The 17,404-nt window shown below is 40.7% G+C and carries 17 protein-coding genes; 13 read left to right on the top strand and 4 right to left on the bottom strand.

What is annotated here, in order from left to right:
* Positions 1-26: 26 nt before the first annotated feature.
* From smrA to NFU46_RS05770, 3 genes are all read right to left on the bottom strand, one after another.
* Entirely contained in the window at positions 27-608 is a 582-nt protein-coding gene (smrA, locus tag NFU46_RS05760) for a DNA endonuclease SmrA (protein ID WP_054561916.1), read from the bottom strand.
* Positions 609-745: 137 nt separating this feature from the next.
* The gene (locus NFU46_RS05765) at positions 746-991 is read right to left on the bottom strand and encodes a hypothetical protein (protein ID WP_054551958.1); all 246 of its coding nucleotides are present in this window, start codon (positions 989-991) and stop codon (positions 746-748) included.
* Positions 992-1,091: 100 nt separating this feature from the next.
* Positions 1,092-1,535: a hypothetical protein gene (locus NFU46_RS05770; protein WP_251600520.1), complete on the bottom strand. Its 444-nt coding sequence runs from the start codon at positions 1,533-1,535 to the stop codon at positions 1,092-1,094.
* A gap of 150 nt (positions 1,536-1,685) precedes the next feature.
* Between NFU46_RS05770 and NFU46_RS05775 the strand changes: the two genes are divergently transcribed.
* Positions 1,686-2,069, top strand: coding sequence for a response regulator (locus tag NFU46_RS05775; protein ID WP_054561914.1), 384 nt, complete (start codon positions 1,686-1,688; stop codon positions 2,067-2,069).
* A gap of 95 nt (positions 2,070-2,164) precedes the next feature.
* Here the strand turns inward: NFU46_RS05775 and rpsT are convergent, their stop codons facing one another.
* Positions 2,165-2,425 carry a 30S ribosomal protein S20 gene (rpsT, locus tag NFU46_RS05780; protein WP_054561913.1) on the bottom strand — a complete coding sequence of 87 codons (261 nt, stop codon included), beginning with the start codon at positions 2,423-2,425 and terminating at the stop codon, positions 2,165-2,167.
* 243 nt (positions 2,426-2,668) lie between these two features.
* Here rpsT and murJ point away from each other — a divergent pair, with 243 nt between their 5' ends.
* The 12 genes from murJ (at position 2,669) to NFU46_RS05840 (ending at position 17,038) form a co-directional block, all read left to right on the top strand.
* Positions 2,669-4,249: a murein biosynthesis integral membrane protein MurJ gene (gene murJ / locus NFU46_RS05785; RefSeq protein ID WP_285835530.1), complete on the top strand. Its 1,581-nt coding sequence runs from the start codon at positions 2,669-2,671 to the stop codon at positions 4,247-4,249.
* Positions 4,250-4,322: 73 nt separating this feature from the next.
* Entirely contained in the window at positions 4,323-5,249 is a 927-nt protein-coding gene (gene ribF, locus NFU46_RS05790; protein WP_054561912.1) for a bifunctional riboflavin kinase/FAD synthetase, read from the top strand.
* 25 nt (positions 5,250-5,274) lie between these two features.
* Entirely contained in the window at positions 5,275-8,100 is a 2,826-nt protein-coding gene (ileS, locus tag NFU46_RS05795; protein ID WP_251600522.1) for an isoleucine--tRNA ligase, read from the top strand.
* Positions 8,101-8,109: 9 nt separating this feature from the next.
* A complete protein-coding gene (gene lspA / locus NFU46_RS05800) occupies positions 8,110-8,610 on the top strand; it encodes a signal peptidase II (RefSeq protein ID WP_251600525.1) in 501 nt (166 codons plus the stop codon).
* On the top strand, positions 8,607-9,047 hold the full coding sequence (gene fkpB, locus NFU46_RS05805) for an FKBP-type peptidyl-prolyl cis-trans isomerase (protein ID WP_055020954.1): 441 nt from the start codon (positions 8,607-8,609) through the stop codon (positions 9,045-9,047). Before lspA ends, fkpB begins: the two co-directional genes overlap by 4 nt.
* Positions 9,047-9,976 carry a 4-hydroxy-3-methylbut-2-enyl diphosphate reductase gene (ispH, locus tag NFU46_RS05810; RefSeq protein WP_251600528.1) on the top strand — a complete coding sequence of 310 codons (930 nt, stop codon included), beginning with the start codon at positions 9,047-9,049 and terminating at the stop codon, positions 9,974-9,976. Before fkpB ends, ispH begins: the two co-directional genes overlap by 1 nt.
* 38 nt (positions 9,977-10,014) lie before the next feature.
* Positions 10,015-11,040 (top strand): sensor histidine kinase, encoded by a 1,026-nt coding sequence (locus NFU46_RS05815; RefSeq protein ID WP_251600531.1) that lies wholly within the window; start codon positions 10,015-10,017, stop codon positions 11,038-11,040.
* Positions 11,037-11,747 (top strand): LytTR family DNA-binding domain-containing protein, encoded by a 711-nt coding sequence (locus NFU46_RS05820; protein WP_220095046.1) that lies wholly within the window; start codon positions 11,037-11,039, stop codon positions 11,745-11,747. Before NFU46_RS05815 ends, NFU46_RS05820 begins: the two co-directional genes overlap by 4 nt.
* 180 nt (positions 11,748-11,927) lie before the next feature.
* Positions 11,928-12,482 carry a type IV pilus modification protein PilV gene (gene pilV, locus NFU46_RS05825; RefSeq protein WP_251600534.1) on the top strand — a complete coding sequence of 185 codons (555 nt, stop codon included), beginning with the start codon at positions 11,928-11,930 and terminating at the stop codon, positions 12,480-12,482.
* Between the two features lies 1 nt (position 12,483).
* Positions 12,484-13,479, top strand: a complete 996-nt coding sequence (locus tag NFU46_RS05830; protein ID WP_251600537.1) for a PilW family protein — start codon at positions 12,484-12,486, stop codon at positions 13,477-13,479.
* A complete protein-coding gene (locus NFU46_RS05835; RefSeq protein WP_251600540.1) occupies positions 13,467-13,949 on the top strand; it encodes a pilus assembly protein PilX in 483 nt (160 codons plus the stop codon). Before NFU46_RS05830 ends, NFU46_RS05835 begins: the two co-directional genes overlap by 13 nt.
* Positions 13,950-13,963: 14 nt before the next feature.
* On the top strand, positions 13,964-17,038 hold the full coding sequence (locus NFU46_RS05840) for a PilC/PilY family type IV pilus protein (protein WP_251600543.1): 3,075 nt from the start codon (positions 13,964-13,966) through the stop codon (positions 17,036-17,038).
* Positions 17,039-17,404 lie beyond the last annotated feature (366 nt).

The raw sequence follows: 17,404 nt of genomic DNA on the forward strand, positions 1-17,404 counted from the left end.
GTGCTGCACTTCAATCACTTATTCTATCAACTTCTTTTTGAATGGATTTCTCTGTTCTCGTGTTTCTTCTCGTCTGACTTTTTAATCATCACATACGTCGCACCGCTACCACCATGATGCTTAAGGGCGCTATGAAAGGCTAAAACCGCTGGAATTTCTTGCAGCCACTTATTGGTATAGCTCTTTAAAATACCCGGCTGTGATTTATTTTTGATACCAATACCATGGCGAATTAGTACGACACGAATATTTCGTTTATGGCAGTCATCAATAAAATTAAAAAGCGTACTGCGCGCTCGTTGAAGAGGCTGGCCATGCAAATCAAGCGTGGCATCGAGTTGATATTTAGCTAAACGCAGATTTTTATATACTTGGCCTTGTACGCCATCTTTTTTAAATGCCAATATGGCATGAGGATCTAATAGCTCAACGAATTCAGTACGTAAATAGTTTTCATCAATTGCTAAATCACACTCAGCTGCTTTACGTTTTTCTTGTTGCGCTAAAGAAGGGCCCTGTTTCGTAGAATCAAACTGAACAGTGTCATGCTTAAGAGGTTTTACGTCTTCCATTGATGAGAGAAATAAGTCGAAGTCGTTTAATGACATAAGGTACCTCCAAATAATCTATATGGTATCTCAGTTCAATCATTTTGTAAGTAAAAAAAAGCCCAAGCAGGGGGCTGCTTGGGCATAAAAGCTGATAGATGGGATAGCCTATTCTATCAATTTATCTTAGGAGAAGATTAACCTTGATTGATATTCAATTGGCCAAATGTGTAGACCTTGAATAAATAAAATGTGTTGATCAACACCAAGCTCATATTTGAGATAACGCTTGATGACATCAGATCTAAACTAAACGATAAAAATAATAAACTACACGCGCTAATCGCTGCAAAACGCAGTAATGTAAGCTGGTTAATAAAAAATGCACCTAGTCCTAGTGCAAGTAACGTTAAGTTTAAAAGCCAATCTAGCTCGTTTAGCATGGTCGTATCTGATCGTGTCTGTGTTGAAAAAGGAGCGCCATTATGGTGATCTTTTACACAGCTTTCAACCAAGTAATTTTAAATTTTCGGATTAGATTTTTTAATCCATTATTAGCTTTTTCATGGCAGCAAAAAAACCACTTTGCTCTGTCACGCGATACTTCTGGCAAGTATCTGGTTTGCGCTTATCCTGGCACAAGTAAATAATGTTGCGGCTTAGGTCTGCACGGGGGCTGAGGGTTGAATCAAATAAGTTTGCACCATAACCAAAAACCCCTGGCCAAAATACACTTTGCGAGACCATACCTAGCTTTTCATAAGTGATTAACACAGGTTTGGGCGTAATTAGCAGAATTAATACAACTGCTGCGAGCGCATACCAGCGTGTTTTGCTTTTTTTAAGCTCAATTTCAGGTGCACTTTGCTGCGCAGCTTGTGCGCGTGCTTGTTGTTGGGGGGCTGGTCTTTGGCGCTTTGCTTGTGTTGGTTTTTTTCGTTCGGGGGTTTTACCAAGCAAAGATTGTTTTTTTATTTTATTAGACATAAAGCTTATCTGGCCTTTTTAATATAGGTCTCTATAATGAGATTATAACGAAGTTTTTGATATAATAGTCAAATTCAAATCACTTATAGCTTAAATGCGTTACACTCTTAAGTGCAATGAGTGTTTATCTTCATAGTTAAGAGGAATAGTATGGATACGCAGCTTTCAATTCTTATTGTGGACGACGTAGGCACGGTTCGCAGTTTTTTAAATCAAACATTAATGCACCTAGGTATCGACAATGTGCGTGAGGCTTCTACGGCCGCGCAGTGTTTAAGCGCATGTAAAGAAAAAGAATTCAATATTATCTTTTTAGATATTGAATTACCCGATGGGGATGGTAAAGAGATTATCTCGCAAATCAACGAAATTTCGCCTGAAGCAAACGTAGTAATGGTTTCAGCCCATTCAACAGTAGAAAACGTTAAAGAAGCGATTGAGAAGGGCGCTAAAGGGTTTGTAGTAAAACCTTTCACGCCTAAGAAGATTGCCGCTATGCTGAAAAAGTTCTACCCAGAGCTCGAAATTGTCTAGCTAATTAATTATTGGGCATTTAGAAAGTGCCTAATTAAATTACAGGTAAAAAAAAACCGGCAAAAGCCGGTTTTTTCATATTCATCAAAAACAAATTATAGCGCTTTGATTTTAGCTGCTAAACGGCTCTTATGACGAGCTGCTTTGTTCTTGTGGATTAGACCTTTAGTTGCGTAACGGTCTAGGATAGGTGTTGCAACAGCGAATGCCGCTTGTGCAGCTTCTTTGTCGCCCGCTTCAATAGCAGTAACTACTTTTTTGAAGTAAGTACGCATCATTGAACGACGGCTTGCGTTATGTTGACGATTTTTTTCGCTCGTAATAGCGCGTTTTTTTGCAGACTTGATGTTAGCCAAGGTTTGCTCCTAACAATCTTAAAATAAGCTTAATTTAAAGGCCGTGGAATATGCCTGTTTTTATCATGAATGTCAACGAAATTTTGACATCTCAAGAAAAACTGCTCCTTATAACGAACATCAATTTGCCGCTTTAGCAGTTAATATCGCTATTGTAACAAAGGGTCGGGTTCGAGCCTAGTGCTTTAAGGATATTTTAGGCATAATCGCCCATCTTAGAAGTTTTTTTATAATGGGTTTAAGGTGGCAAAAGGATTATTTCGTTCTGGGATGATTGTTAGTGCAATGACGATGATCTCGCGTATTTTAGGGTTAGTACGAGATGCTGTTGTGGCAAATCTGCTAGGTGCCAGTGCTGCTGCGGATGTGTTTTTATTTGCCAATCGAATTCCTAACTTTTTAAGACGTTTGTTTGCCGAAGGAGCCTTTGCCCAAGCTTTTGTGCCGGTTTTATCTGAGATAAAAGAGCAACAAGGCGATGATAAAGTCAGGCTGTTTGTGGCTCAAGCAGCTGGTACCCTAGGTACTATTTTATTAATCGTTACCTTGTTTGGGGTGGTTGCCTCTCCAGTCATAGCTGCTTTATTTGGCACTGGCTGGTTTATCGACTGGTGGCAAGGAGGCGAAAATGCCGAAAAGTTCGTACTTGCTAGTGCACTGTTAAAACTGACTTTCCCTTATTTATTTTTCGTGAGTTTGGTTGCTCTAAGTGGTGCGGTTATGAACGTATATAATCGCTTTGCTGTTGCGGCATTTACCCCTGTGCTGTTGAATGTATCAATTATCACGTGTGCTGTTTTTCTACACGATAAATTTTCGGTGGGGGCATACGCGCTTGCCATCGGCGTGTTTGTAGGGGGCTTAGTACAGTTATTGTTCCAGTTGCCATTTTTGTATCGTGCCCGCATGTTGAGCCGCCCTAAATGGGGCTGGCAAGATGAAAACGTTAAGAAAGTCCGAAAACTTATGCTACCGGCCTTGTTTGGCGTGTCTATCAGTCAAATAAACCTGTTACTCGACACCATGATCGCCTCGATGTTGATGACCGGCTCTATCGCGTGGCTTTACTACTCAGATCGTTTAATTGAGTTTCCTCTTGGCTTATTTGGTATCGGTATAGCAACGGTCATACTGCCCGCATTGTCTAAGCTACATAGCACCAAAAGCACAAAAGATTTCCAACTAACCCTCGACTGGGGGGTGAGATTTGTTATTTTCTTAGGCTTGCCGGCCATGTTTGGTTTAATGGTGATAAGCCCGCTCATTATTACGGTTTTATTTGATCATGGTGCGTTTCAAAATGGTGAAATTGATCATGTAAAGGCGGTAAGTTACGGTGTGATGGCCTACTCAGTGGGACTGGTTAGCTTTATGTTAATCAAGGTGTTAGCTCCAGGTTTTTATTCACGTCAAGATACTAAAACTCCGGTAAAAATAGGCATTAAAACACTGGTGTTAAATATGGTGTTTAACATTATGTTGGCTCCATTTATTGGCTATTTGGGTTTAGCATTAGCAACTGCGATGTCGGCCAGTTGTAATGCCTATTTGTTGTATCATCAATTACGTAAAGAAGGCGTTTATCAGTTTTCTACGATGAGTCTGGGCTTCACCTTTAAGTGTTTGTTTTCAAGTTTATTAATGGCTGCTTCAGTATGGTATGTTGGCCAGCAATTTACGTGGAAAACATGGCACTTTACTGAGCAAGTGTTGCTGTTGAGTGGGTTATTAGTGCTGGCGGTTTTTGTTTACTTTGCGGCCTTATTTATTTTAGGTGTGCGACTAAATACGATAAAAAGTGTTGCAACTACTGAATCAAACTAAAAAAAAGATTATAATCGGCCCTTCAAGCCCGATATCAATGTTTTGGGCTCGCTGATAAAGGCAAAAAGGTGGCATGGAGTTAATTAGAGGTATTCACAATATTCGCGCGCAGCATTATGGCTGTGTGTTGACCATTGGTAATTTTGATGGCGTGCACTTAGGTCATGCAGAAGTGATTAAAGGCTTGTTGCAAGACGCAGAAAAGCATCAATTGCCAAGTACCGTGATGTTATTTGAGCCTCAGCCACAAGAGTTTTTTGCTAAAGATAATGCACCCGCGCGTTTAACGCGACTACGTGATAAGCTCAGTTTGCTTGCTAAATTAGGCGTAGAGCGAGTGATTTGCATTAGCTTCAATCAGCAATTTGCCAACATGGAAGCAGAACAGTTTGTCAGCCAAGTACTGGTTGAAAAGCTAGGCGTTAAAGCATTAACTGTTGGTGATGACTTTTGTTTTGGCAAACGTCGTCGTGGCGATTTTGCGTTACTGAAAACCATGGGCACTGAGCTGAACATGGATGTGAAAAGTACTGCAAGTTTTCGCAGACTCAATGATAGAGTCAGTAGTACCCTTATTCGCCATGCGCTTGCTGCAGGGCAATTAGAAGATGCAAAAACCATGTTAGGTCATGGTTATGCGATTTCTGGACGTGTAATTCATGGCTGGGCGAAAGGTCGTGAATTAGGGTTCAGAACTGCCAACATAGCACTAAAACGCCAAGTATGCCCTGTAAATGGGGTATTTGCGGTACGAGCTAAAGTTGGTGATAAAGAATTATATGGGGTTGCAAATATTGGCAACAAACCCACATTTAATGGAACACGCGCATTGTTAGAAGTCCATCTTTTCGACTTTGCGCAAGACATTTACGGACAATTTATGCACGTGGAGCTAATTAAAAAGCTTCGCGATGAGAAAAAATTCGAGACATTAACACAACTGACGGCGCAGATTGCAGATGATGTAACCGCCGCTAAGCAGTGTTTTGGTTTAAATTAGGTAGCCGATACGGAAAGTAGGATTAATGAGCGACTACAAACATACTTTGAATTTACCGGAAACAGCGTTTCCAATGCGCGGCAATTTGGCACAACGTGAACCAAAGATGCTTAAGACATGGTATGAAGACGATCTTTACGGTCAAATTCGCAGCGCTAAAAAAGGTAAAAAAACCTTCATTTTGCATGACGGTCCTCCGTATGCAAACGGTGATATCCATTTAGGCCACTCGGTAAACAAAATTCTTAAAGATATTATTGTTAAGTCAAAAACTTTGTCTGACTTCGACGCACCTTACGTGCCAGGTTGGGACTGTCACGGTTTACCAATTGAATTAATGGTTGAAAAGAAAGTAGGCAAGCCAGGCGTTAAGGTGTCTGCTGCTGAGTTCCGTGAAAAATGTCGCGCATACGCAAAAAAACAAGTCGAAGGTCAAAAAACAGACTTTAAACGTCTTGGTGTATTTGGTGACTGGGACAAGCCTTACTTAACAATGAACTTTGACTTTGAAGCGAATGCAATTCGCGTACTTGGTCGCATCATTAAAAATGGTCACTTACACAAAGGTGCTAAGCCTGTTCATTGGTGTACAGATTGTGGTTCAGCACTTGCTGAAGCGGAAGTTGAATACCAAGATAAACAGTCTCCAGCAATCGATGTGCGTTTTGTATTCGCTGAGCAAGATACTGTAATCAATGCGTTTGAACTTGCTGAAGGCCATGAAGGTACAGGTGCAGTTAGTACAGTTATCTGGACGACAACACCTTGGACTTTACCAGCTAACCGTGCAGTAGCAGTTCACGAAAAGCTTGAATATGCCCTTGTTCAAATTGATGATGAAGGTGCACAGCAACGTCTAATTTTAGGTTCTGAGCTAGTTAAAGATGCTATGGACCGTTATGGCTTCAAACATTACCACGTACTCGGTTATGTAAAAGGTGCCGCACTTGAGAACTTACAGGTTGCTCACCCATTCTATGACTTCACAGTGCCTGTGATTGTTGCCGATCACGTAACGACTGATTCTGGTACTGGTGTTGTTCATACTGCACCTGGTCATGGTCAAGAGGATTTCGCGGCAGGTCTTGCTTATGGTTTAGAAGTAGCTAATCCGGTTGGTGCTAACGGTGTTTACTTACCTGACACACCAATGTTTGCAGGTCAGCACGTATTTAAAGCGAATGCGAGCGTTATTGACGTATTAACTGAAAACAATGCGTTATTGCATCATCATGCGCTTACGCACAGCTACCCACATTGCTGGCGTCATAAAACACCTATTATTTTCCGTGCTACGCCACAGTGGTTCGTAAGTATGGACCAAGCTAACCTTCGTCAAGATTCATTAAACGAAATCAAAAAGACGGAGTGGTTACCTGAGTGGGGCGAGAGCCGCATTGCAAACATGGTTGAAGGCCGTCCTGATTGGTGTATTTCACGTCAACGTACATGGGGTGTGCCAATTGCATTATTCGTTGATAAAGACACAGGTGCGCTTCATCCGAATACCGAAGAGCTAATTGAAGAAGCTGCGAAGCTGGTTGAAAAATCAGGTATTCAAGCTTGGTATGACTTAGACCCAGCTACTTTACTTGGCGATGACGCTGAGCAATACATGAAAGTACAAGATACGCTGGATGTATGGTTTGACTCAGGTGTGACTCACGCATGTGTGGTTGATGCACGTGAAGATTTAACCGGTCCTGCAGATCTTTACTTAGAAGGTTCTGATCAACACCGTGGTTGGTTTATGTCTTCAATGATGACATCGGTTGCTATCAATGGTCATGCGCCATATAAGCAAGTGCTAACACATGGTTTCACGGTTGATGAAAATGGCCGCAAGATGTCTAAATCATTAGGCAATGTAATTTCGCCACAAAACGTGATGAACAAGCTAGGTGCTGACATCTTACGTTTATGGGTTGCATCAACTGATTTTACAGCTGAAATGACTGTATCTGATGAAATCTTTAAACGTTCAGCAGATCGTTATCGTCGTATTCGTAACACGAGCCGTTACTTACTTGCGAACTTAAATGGTTTTGATCCAAAAACTGATCAAGTTGCTATTGAAGACATGGTTGAGCTTGACCGTTGGATTGTGGGCCGTGCAGCTGAACTTCAAGATGAAATCTTAGCGGCTTACGACAAGTATCAAATGCTACTTGTAACGCAAAAGCTAATGAACTTCTGTACTGGTGAGCTTGGTTCGTTCTACCTAGACGTAATCAAAGATCGTCAATACACAGCGAAAAGCGACAGCCATGCGCGTCGTTCATGTCAAACTGCGCTTTACCATATTGCTGAAGCAATGACGCGTTGGATGGCACCGATCTTAAGCTTCACCGCGCAAGAAATCTGGGAAGCATTACCAGGTGAGCGTGACAAATTTGTATTCACTTCAGTGTGGTACGATGGCTTGCAAGCCTCTTCACAAGGTAAATTCAGCAACGATGATTGGTTAACAATCCTTAACGTGCGTGATGAAGTAAACCGTGTACTAGAAGCTGCTCGTAAAGAAGAAGTTATTGGTGCTACATTACAAGCAAACGTAAGCATCTATGCAGGTGAAGAGCTAAGCGCGAAATTAGCTGCATTAGGTGATGAACTGCGCTTTGTACTATTAACGTCAGGCGTAACCGTTGAAACTGTGACAGCACAGCCAGAAGATACACAAGCTACAGAAATTGATGGCTTATACATTAAAGTTACTGCAACAACCGCTGAAAAATGTGAGCGTTGTTGGCACTACTGTGATGATGTAGGTGCTGATCCTGCTCACCCTGAGATCTGTGGCCGTTGTGTAAGCAATGTTGATGGCGATGGTGAACAGCGTCAGTTCGCATAGGAGTTGTTTGTGAGCAAACTAGCCGGAAAAAGTGGCTTGGTTTGGTTATGGCTTAGTCTACTACTTTTGGTAGTAGACTATGCGACAAAATCACTAGTCGTTAGCACCATGGCCTACAAAGAGTCGATTGATATTCTGCCGTTCTTTAATTTCACTTATGTACATAACTATGGTGCAGCCTTCAGCTTTTTAAGTGATTCAGGTGGCTGGCAGCGTTGGTTCTTTAGTTTAATTGCAGTGTCGATCAGTGTGCTTTTAGTGTGGTGGTTGAAACGTTTGCCAGCGTCTAACAAAGTATTATGTTCTGCTTATGCGTTAGTATTAGCCGGTGCGATTGGCAACTTATACGACCGCATCGCTTATGGCTATGTCATTGACTTCCTGCATGTATATTACGAAAACTGGCACTTTCCTGTTTTTAATATTGCCGATTGTGCAATTTGTATCGGTGCCGCATTACTTTTATTTGATGCCTTCACAGGCGAAAGTCCTAAGGAGCAACAAGCATGAGCCAAGCTGTAATTGGTGAAAACTCTGAAGTGATCTTTCATTTCTCAATTAAGTTAGAAGATGGCTCAGCAGCCGATTCAACCAAGGTACATAATAAACCTGCAAAATTGCGAATGGGTGATGGTAGCCTGACAGCAAACTTTGAAAAATGTTTACTCGGTTTAGCGGCTGGTGACAGTAAGTCATTTGCATTAGAGCCAGAAGATGCATTTGGTCAGCCGAATCCAGATAACATTTATTATGTTGATCGCAGCAAGTTTGGTGCAGATACTCCAGCTGAAGTAGGTAATATTATTGCCTTTACTCAACCAGATGGCACAGAGCTTCCGGGTCTTGTTCGTGAAGTTCAAGGTGACTCAGTCACGATTGACTTTAACCACCCTCTTGCAGGGCAGCGCTTAACCTTTGAAGTTGATATTTTAGAGGTAACAGGCTAATGGACATTTTATTAGCGAATCCACGTGGCTTTTGCGCAGGTGTAGACCGTGCAATTAGTATTGTGGAGCGTGCACTGGATATCTTTGAAAAGCCAATTTATGTGCGCCATGAAGTCGTTCACAACCGATATGTTGTTGATGGCTTAAAAAATCGCGGTGCCGTGTTTGTTGAAGAGCTAGATCAGGTTCCTGACGACAGCATTGTTATCTTCAGCGCACATGGTGTTTCGCAAGCTGTCCGCAATGAAGCAAAACGTCGCGACCTTAAAGTGTTCGATGCCACGTGCCCACTGGTAACAAAAGTGCATATGGAAGTAACACGCGCAAGCCGTAAAGGCACTGAATGCGTGTTAATTGGTCACCATGGCCATCCTGAAGTAGAAGGCACAATGGGGCAGTACGACAACGAAGCGGGTGGTATTTACTTAGTAGAAACTCCTGAAGATGTTGCAGGCTTAACGGTTAAAAACCCTGAAAACCTGTTTTACTGTAGCCAAACGACGTTATCTGTAGATGATACGGCAGATGTGATTGATGCACTTCGTACTAAGTTTCCGGCGATTGATGGCCCGCGTAAAGATGACATTTGTTATGCCACGCAGAACCGTCAAGATGCAGTTCGAGATTTAGCAGATAAAGTGGATGTTCTGCTTGTAGTAGGGGCTAAAAATAGCTCTAACTCAAATCGTTTACGAGAACTTGCTGACAAAATGGGCACCACTGCTTATTTAATTGATGATGCGAGTAATGTTGAAGCGGATTGGTTCAACAGTGTCAATGCAGTGGGTGTGACTGCAGGTGCATCTGCACCAGAAGTTTTAGTTCAACAAGTAATTGCTCGTCTAAAAGAATTGGGTGGCAATCAAGTTGTTGAAAATCCTGGTGAAGAAGAGAACATAGTATTTGCCGTTCCTGTTGAGCTACGCTAATCTAAGCAAATAGTAGTCAACAGTTAAAAGAGGAGCCCATGAGCAAACAGCCAAATTCAAACGGCTTGCTGATTGCGGCTCTTTTTCAATCTCGTGGTGTCCTTGCTACACTGATCGTCAGCCAAGTCATTGCTATTTTGCTCGCCTTCTCACCCATGAGTTTAGGTGATGTTTGGTTACGCCTTGCTATATTTAGCTGTTTTTTACATCTTGTCTTTCTTTCAAGCTTGTCGTTGCTATATGTGTGCCGGGCCTTACTTACAAAACTGTCACATTCAAAGCAGTTATTTATTCTGATATCCACTTTACTGGCATTAACGTCTGTTTTTAGCTGGCTGTTTTTGTTCGTGTTTTCAGATGTGTTCGCTATGGAGTCGAGAGCTAATTTTATTGTCAGTAATTTACTGATCATATTTTTGGTCACCGCGTTGTTCAGCCAATTCCTGCTTATTCATAATCAGAAAGAGCAACAAACGAAAGCGTTAGCGCAGGCTGAGCTTGATGCCTTACAAGCAAGAATTCGCCCCCACTTTTTGTTTAATAGTTTGAACACTGCAGCTGAGCTGACACATTATGATGCTGACGCGGCTGAACAAGCAATTTTAGCGCTGGCGGCGCTGTCACAGGCTGCTATGCGCAGTGGTAAAGCCATAAAGCTTGTTGACGAAATTACTTTGTGCCAACAGTATGTAGCCCTTGAGCGTTGGCGCTATGGCGAACGCCTAGCATTAAGCTGGAAATTGCTTGGTGAGTTGCCAGACATTGATATACCGTGTTTAACAATACAGCCGATTATTGAAAATGCTGTATTTTATGGCGTCGAGCCAGCAGAACAAGGCAATATTTCTGTTGAAATGCATCAATCGGATAAAGCTTATACCTTTATTATAACGAATCCTGTAGCTGCAGAAGTGAATAACTCACGAACAGGAAATGGGATGGCACTGGATAATATCCGCCAACGTTTGGCGCTTTTCTATCAACAAAAAGCACAGCTGACGACCACAATTCGTGATGATGTATTTAGAGTGAAGCTGGTAATACCAAAGCAGAGGAATGCATGATAAAAGTTTTGATTGCTGATGATGAACCACTAGCAAGGGCACGTATAAAACGTTTATTAGCTGCAAATGAGGGTTGCACTATTGTTGGTGAAGCAAGTAATGGTGAGCAAGCAATTGAACTTTGTAAGCAACTACAGCCCGATTTAGTGATGCTTGATATTAATATGCCTAAGCAGTCCGGCCTTGAGGTGGCTGCAGAGCTAAAACAGTTTTCGATCCCGCCTGCAGTTATGTTTTTAACGGCCCATTCAGAACATGCTCTAACTGCATTTGAGCTCGCTGTTGATGGCTATCTAGTTAAACCTGTGTCTGAGCAGGCATTAACCAAAGCAATGACGCAACTGAGTAAATTAAACCGTACTCAAGTAACCGCCCCCGAAAATAACTACATTAGTTATCAACTTGCAGGTGTAATACGACGAGTTAATGTAGATGATGTGGTTTGCTGTATCGCAGAGCAAAAATATACCCGAGTAGTGTTTTTTGAAGGTGAGGCACTTGTTGAGCAAAGTTTAAAGCAACTAGAGCAAAGCTATCCGCTGCAGCTACTTAGAATTCATCGAAATACCCTTGTAAATAAGCAACATATTGTTAGCCTTAATACTCCATCTTCAGGTGGGCATACAGTTACGATGAAGCAGTTTGAAGAGCCTTTGGCAGTTAGTCGCCGAGAGCTAAAAAATGTTAAAGCTGTAATGGGTAAATAATAAAAATCTACATTGCTGCATATCATCTTCAATAACCTCTTCCGTTAGTAGTCATTATCTAACTTTGAGTAAGGTTAAGTACCGTTTATCGCGCATTTTGACCGCTCGTCCATATACAGATTGTTATTTATTTGTGTCGTAATACTCTTACTGTATGTAAAAGTATCCATGAACTTCACCATGATTAAACATTTTGAGCAGCAAGGCTTTACCCTTATAGAAGTACTTATTGCCTTTGTTATTTTAAGCTTTGGTTTATTAGGCGCTGTGGCCCTGCAAGCAAAAGCTAAGCAGGCAAGCTTTGATGCGCTACAACGCTCTGCTGCAATTGCACTTGGAAATGATATTCTTCAGCGTATGCGGGCTAATGATTCATCAGGCTTTGCTGGTTTGTACAATGGAGAATTTAGTAGCCAATCATCAGCTGGTGCTACGCAACCATGTTTTAATGCCGCATGTTCTGCACAGCAAATTGCAGCATTTGATAAGCAGCAATGGATACGTGCTATTAAAGCACGAGAGAATACTGGCGCTTTAGATGATGCAACTGTTTGTATAAATAGCACGCCAGTCGCTGCGGGGAATGCAAATGAGTTTAATATCCAAGTTGTCATCAGCTGGCAAGGTAGGCAAGAGTTTTCAGCCAGTGAAGAGAATAGTGACGTTGACTGTGGTACTGCAAATGATAGCCGCCGTTTAGTTGTTCTTGATAGTTATATTTATTTAAGGTCTTGATATGAATAAGCATAATGGATTTACGCTGGTTGAGATGATGGTCGCTTTATTTATTGGTGGCTTGGTTCTTGGTGGCGTGATGTTTACGTATATCAGCATGAAAGTAACTACAAAAGATACCATGGCGATTGGTGAATTACAGGAAACAGGACGTTTGGCATTAAATATCATGCAACGTGATATAGAGCAAATCGGCTTTTGGGGCACCTTTTACGAAGATTCCTTTTCAAGTGACAATACTAACAGAACTTCAGTGAGTAACCCAGGGAATGATTGCTCTGCTGGTTTGAACAATGCAAGCTTTCCAGATGCTAATGCAAATACAAACTTTCGCTCGGTTTATGCAATAGAAGCGAGTTCAGCCAATGCTTTAGGTTGTATTAATGATGCTAAAACTAACTCTGATATTTTACAGGTGAAATTTTTAGAAGGGCTACAAATTCAACCTAATCGAACACGCAGCGACACTTTTTATTTTGTCGCAGAGCAAGAGTTTGGGCTTTTCGCTCGTGGGACAATCGCTGCTGGTTCAATTAATGGTAATGCAACAATTTGGCGTTATCGACATCATGTCTACTACATTTCTGAGCAAACTTTTACTTTTAACAAGAAAAGGGTCAAAGTCCCTGCGTTAAAGCGAATGAGACTAACAGTAAATGATGACATGAGAAAAGAAACTATCATGGAAGGGGTTGAAAACCTTCATTTTGTATTTGGCCTGGATACCACGAATAACAGTCGCGTAGATACCTATAAAAGTATTGCTGATATGACAGAAACCGATTGGGAAAATCGCCGGGGAATATTAACGGTACAGGTGTTTTTATTAGCCAGAACTCTGATGCCTGATGCAAATTTACAGGTAACTAATCAAAAATACACCTTAGGAGAAGGCGCAAGCAGTCGAGTGCTGACATTTAATGACAATTATAGGCGGGCTCTTTTTACAACAACTATTAGGCTGAACAATGTGGGGGCTAATTTATGGCGTATGTAAATCTACCCAAAAAACAACAAGGTGTTGTATTAATCGTTGCGTTGATCATGGTGGTTGCGGTTACAGGTATTGCTGTCACTCTAATGAATAGTAGCTCAATCGATATAAAAATAACGACCGCTGTACAAGAGCGTGAAGTCGCCGAAAATGAATTATTTGGTAATGTTCAGCAAGTTATAGCTGCAGAGGCCGCACAAGGCGGTAATAGTGCTTTTCTGATGAAAGCGGCAGAAATACCTGAAGGGGGCTTTAATATGGGAAGCATAGGCGATACAACCAATACTATGACTAACTTAAATAATGGCGCTTTGGACTTGCCTTGCCCTCGAAAGTACAACTTCACTTCAGGGGTGTCATGCAACATGATTCAAGTCGATAGCACTATTACTTACGGTAGAAAAAGTATTCATGTTTTGACAATAAGCACAGGTGTTGCTCAAGAAATGGCGAGTTTAAATACTGGTGGTTAAGAAGGAAGTCGATTATGAAAGTATCTAGCTTAATAGAAAAATTTATCCTTACCAGTGCAATAGTCATAGCATTTATGTCAAATGCAGATGATACCGAGCTATTTGTTAACTATGACAAAGATCTTGATGAAAAAACCCGCGTTATTTTTGTACTAGATACCTCTGGGAGTATGATGCAGTCTGCTAATACAGGGGTTAAATGTTATCACCCAGTTGATGGTTACTGGATGGAATGCCCAGATAGCCGCATAGCAGCGGCTAAAAAATCTCTTATACAAGTAATTGATGAAAACCCTGATGTTGAATTTGGTTTTATTCGTTTTTCTCCATTTAGTAATGGTGGTTACGTCAGAGCAAAATTGGGAACTGAGCACAGCAAATTAAAAGAATTAATTATGGATAATAGCGCAATTGGTGGTACGCCCATTACAGAAACATTATGGGAGACCTATCAATATTTGACCGGGCAAACAGTTGACTTTGGTGCCCTATTTCCTGCTGAGCTGCGTGATACCACTGCAGAAAAAGGTGATAAATACATTTCGCCTTTAGATTCAACATTCACAAAAAACGCCAGATGTAACAATGATGTTCATATTATGATGATAAGTGATGGCTCACCTCAACATGATAATGAAAGAAATGAAAATATTGAGTTACTACATCAACATTACTTCTCGGAGCCTGCAACAACATATCTGGATGATTTCAACGGTGAGAGTTATTTAGCCCCGCTTGCAAGAATAATTCATGGTACAGAAGATATCGAGATAGATTTGTACCCTAAAACGTCAAAGGTTCACGACCGCGGTATCGTTAATACAATTGGATTTGGTAATGGCTTAACTGAGAGAGGGCAAAAAAACCTAGAGGAAACAGCTAAAGCAGGTGGCGGAAGCTATATCCTTGCTACTAACCCAGAAGAACTCTCTGAAGCTCTGAGGTTAGCATTCGCTGCTTTAAGAGAAGAAGGGGGAACCTTTTCTTCGCCATCAATAGCATCAAATAATACAGATCAAACGCGAAGTAGAGATGCGCTTTATTATACAATGTTTTACCCAAGTACAAATGCGCGTTGGCGTGGCAATTTAAAAAAATTAAAAGTTTCTGGCAGTAAGATCATTGATTCTAAAGGCAATACAGCATTAGATAGTAGTGGTTCAATTAAAAGTGACGCAAGAACTTTTTGGCTACCAAGTAATGAAGCGGCAGATGGAAGTGATGTAAAGCTTGGTGGTGTAAACTTTTATCTTTCAAAGCAATCAAGCATTCCTAATAAAGATAGAAAAGTGCAAACCAATGTCAATGGTCGGATGTTACCTTTTACAGATTACCGAGTCATCTTTCATTATGGTAATAAATATAATGCAGCTGTTGCATTTGAATCAGATCCAGATGAAGTATTCGATCTAATTGATTGGTCACGTGGACGTGATGTTGACGACCAAAACGAAGATGGATCAACAGAAGATACACGCGAGGATGTTTTCGGTGACCCTCTTCATTCAAAACCCGTAACTATTGACTACGGCAATGATGATGTTCGAATTCTAATAGGTACAAATGCGGGCTACCTGCATATGTTTCAAGATAAAAATGACGTACTGAAAGAGAGCTGGGCATTCATACCTAGAAGTTTATATAAAATTATCAAACCATTAAGAGATAACCAGAGAAGTACAAAAGTCTATGGTGTAGATGGGCCTATTTCTGTTTTCTTTGATGATAAAAATAATGATGGCGTAGTTAATGATGCGGATCGCGTTTGGACATTTTTTGGTCTCAGACGAGGAGGTAATGAATATTACGCGCTTGATATCACAAATCCAGATTCACCTAATTTAATGTGGGGGGGCGGACCAATCGCTGGAGGCTCTGGGGATTTTAAAGAGCTTGGGCAAACTTGGTCAAAACCTGCTATTGCTTTTATTAAGTTGAAAGGCTACGAAGAGCGCCCTGTACTAATTTTTGGGGCGGGGTACGACACTAATAAAGATAATAGCTCGTTGAGTGAGGACTCTAAAGGCCGAGGTATTTTCATTGTTGATGCAGAGACCGGGAAAAAAGTATGGGCTTTAACACCGAATGAAAATGGTTTTCAAGGCAAACACAGCATAGCGGCAGATATCACCTTACTTGATTCTGATTACGATGGATATATAGACCGGTTATATGCAGCTGATACAGGTGGTGATGTATGGCGAGTTGATATGCCCTCAGATAATCCGAAAAGCTCAAAACAACCTTGGACTCATTTTAAGTTAGCGAGTTTAGGTGCTAAAACAGCAAGCCAAGATCGCCGCTTTTTTTATAAGCCAGTTGTTGCTCGCAGTTTATTTAGCAAAGTAACTGAAACAAACATTAATGGTAAATCGACTATTACACGAATAGATACCCCGTTTGATGCAGTATTACTTGGAAGTGGGAACCGAGCTAAGCCGTTATCTAAAAAAGCAAATGATCAGTTATATATGATTAGAGACATAAATACAGTTACGCAGTCATTTATGGGCGATGATGTTCCAGAGACGATTTATCAAAGTGATTTGATGAATGTGAACTCTGATCCTTTTGGTAATAGCTTAGATGACGTAGAAAAATTTACACAACTAGAAATTGAATTGGCACAATTTAAAGGCTGGTATTACAACTTGCCACTTGATGGTGAAAAATCACTTGCAGCTAGTACCGTAATCGGCGGTGTTGCATATTTTACAAGTTTTACACCTCCAACTGATTCGAGTAGTTCTGCTGCACAATGTTCTATAGCAAGTGGCTCAGGTGGTTTGTATGCCTTTCACCTTCATTATGGGACAAAGGCATATGAGCAATTGAAGTTTGAAACAGGGATTGATGTACCTGACACCGCACAATTATTTTTTGATGTGGATGTCGATGGAGAGAGTATCTTTAAAATAGTTGGGCCTAGCATTATTAATCAGGAAGCACCGTTTGTACCCAAAGGTGTTGAAGGGCCAGCTTTAAAAGTTGTTGATGGCAAAATTAAATTAATGAGTGATGAGCCATTAGGCTTTAAAGTTCAACAAACGTATATTTATAAGCGAGAGTTGTTCGACTTTGATAACTAAAGATAATTAATAAATTAAGGGGCTTTATTTTAGTTTACGCTTTAATAAGTTTGCTATTTTAAATTAAATTAAATTTAAAAGGCATTATCCTAAAGGATAGTGCCTTTTCACTGTTTTTTATTTCTATTTATAATAATTCTATTTTTAAAAAGTTGTTTTTTATCAGTTTGTTGGTTGCTGTTTTTTTGCAGTGTCTTACCCATGTTTTTCTGTAGCTAAGCTATTATAGTAAAAAGTGTTATATTTGGCCTTTTATTCTTAATTGTTATGTATTAATTCTAATTGATTGTCTATAATATAAGAAGTAGTTATTTGGGCTTAAATGATGTTTTAATAGTCCTTTATTTTTACTTTCAAATAATCAGT

Origin of the sequence: Pseudoalteromonas sp. NCCP-2140, assembly GCF_023708065.1 — a bacterium.
In the GTDB taxonomy this organism is placed as follows: Bacteria; Pseudomonadota; Gammaproteobacteria; order Enterobacterales; family Alteromonadaceae; genus Pseudoalteromonas.

Excerpts from the sequence above, each read along its gene's own strand:
- smrA (WP_054561916.1), bottom strand. The coding sequence starts at position 608 with ATGTCATTAAACGACTTCGACTTATTTCTCTCATCAATGGAAGACGTA.
- NFU46_RS05765 (WP_054551958.1), bottom strand. The coding sequence starts at position 991 with ATGCTAAACGAGCTAGATTGGCTTTTAAACTTAACGTTACTTGCACTA.
- NFU46_RS05770 (WP_251600520.1), bottom strand. The coding sequence starts at position 1,535 with ATGTCTAATAAAATAAAAAAACAATCTTTGCTTGGTAAAACCCCCGAA.
- NFU46_RS05775 (WP_054561914.1), top strand. The coding sequence starts at position 1,686 with ATGGATACGCAGCTTTCAATTCTTATTGTGGACGACGTAGGCACGGTT.
- ribF (WP_054561912.1), top strand. The coding sequence starts at position 4,323 with ATGGAGTTAATTAGAGGTATTCACAATATTCGCGCGCAGCATTATGGC.
- ileS (WP_251600522.1), top strand. The coding sequence starts at position 5,275 with ATGAGCGACTACAAACATACTTTGAATTTACCGGAAACAGCGTTTCCA.
- fkpB (WP_055020954.1), top strand. The coding sequence starts at position 8,607 with ATGAGCCAAGCTGTAATTGGTGAAAACTCTGAAGTGATCTTTCATTTC.
- ispH (WP_251600528.1), top strand. The coding sequence starts at position 9,047 with ATGGACATTTTATTAGCGAATCCACGTGGCTTTTGCGCAGGTGTAGAC.
- NFU46_RS05815 (WP_251600531.1), top strand. The coding sequence starts at position 10,015 with ATGAGCAAACAGCCAAATTCAAACGGCTTGCTGATTGCGGCTCTTTTT.
- NFU46_RS05820 (WP_220095046.1), top strand. The coding sequence starts at position 11,037 with ATGATAAAAGTTTTGATTGCTGATGATGAACCACTAGCAAGGGCACGT.
- pilV (WP_251600534.1), top strand. The coding sequence starts at position 11,928 with ATGATTAAACATTTTGAGCAGCAAGGCTTTACCCTTATAGAAGTACTT.
- NFU46_RS05830 (WP_251600537.1), top strand. The coding sequence starts at position 12,484 with ATGAATAAGCATAATGGATTTACGCTGGTTGAGATGATGGTCGCTTTA.
- NFU46_RS05835 (WP_251600540.1), top strand. The coding sequence starts at position 13,467 with ATGGCGTATGTAAATCTACCCAAAAAACAACAAGGTGTTGTATTAATC.
- NFU46_RS05840 (WP_251600543.1), top strand. The coding sequence starts at position 13,964 with ATGAAAGTATCTAGCTTAATAGAAAAATTTATCCTTACCAGTGCAATA.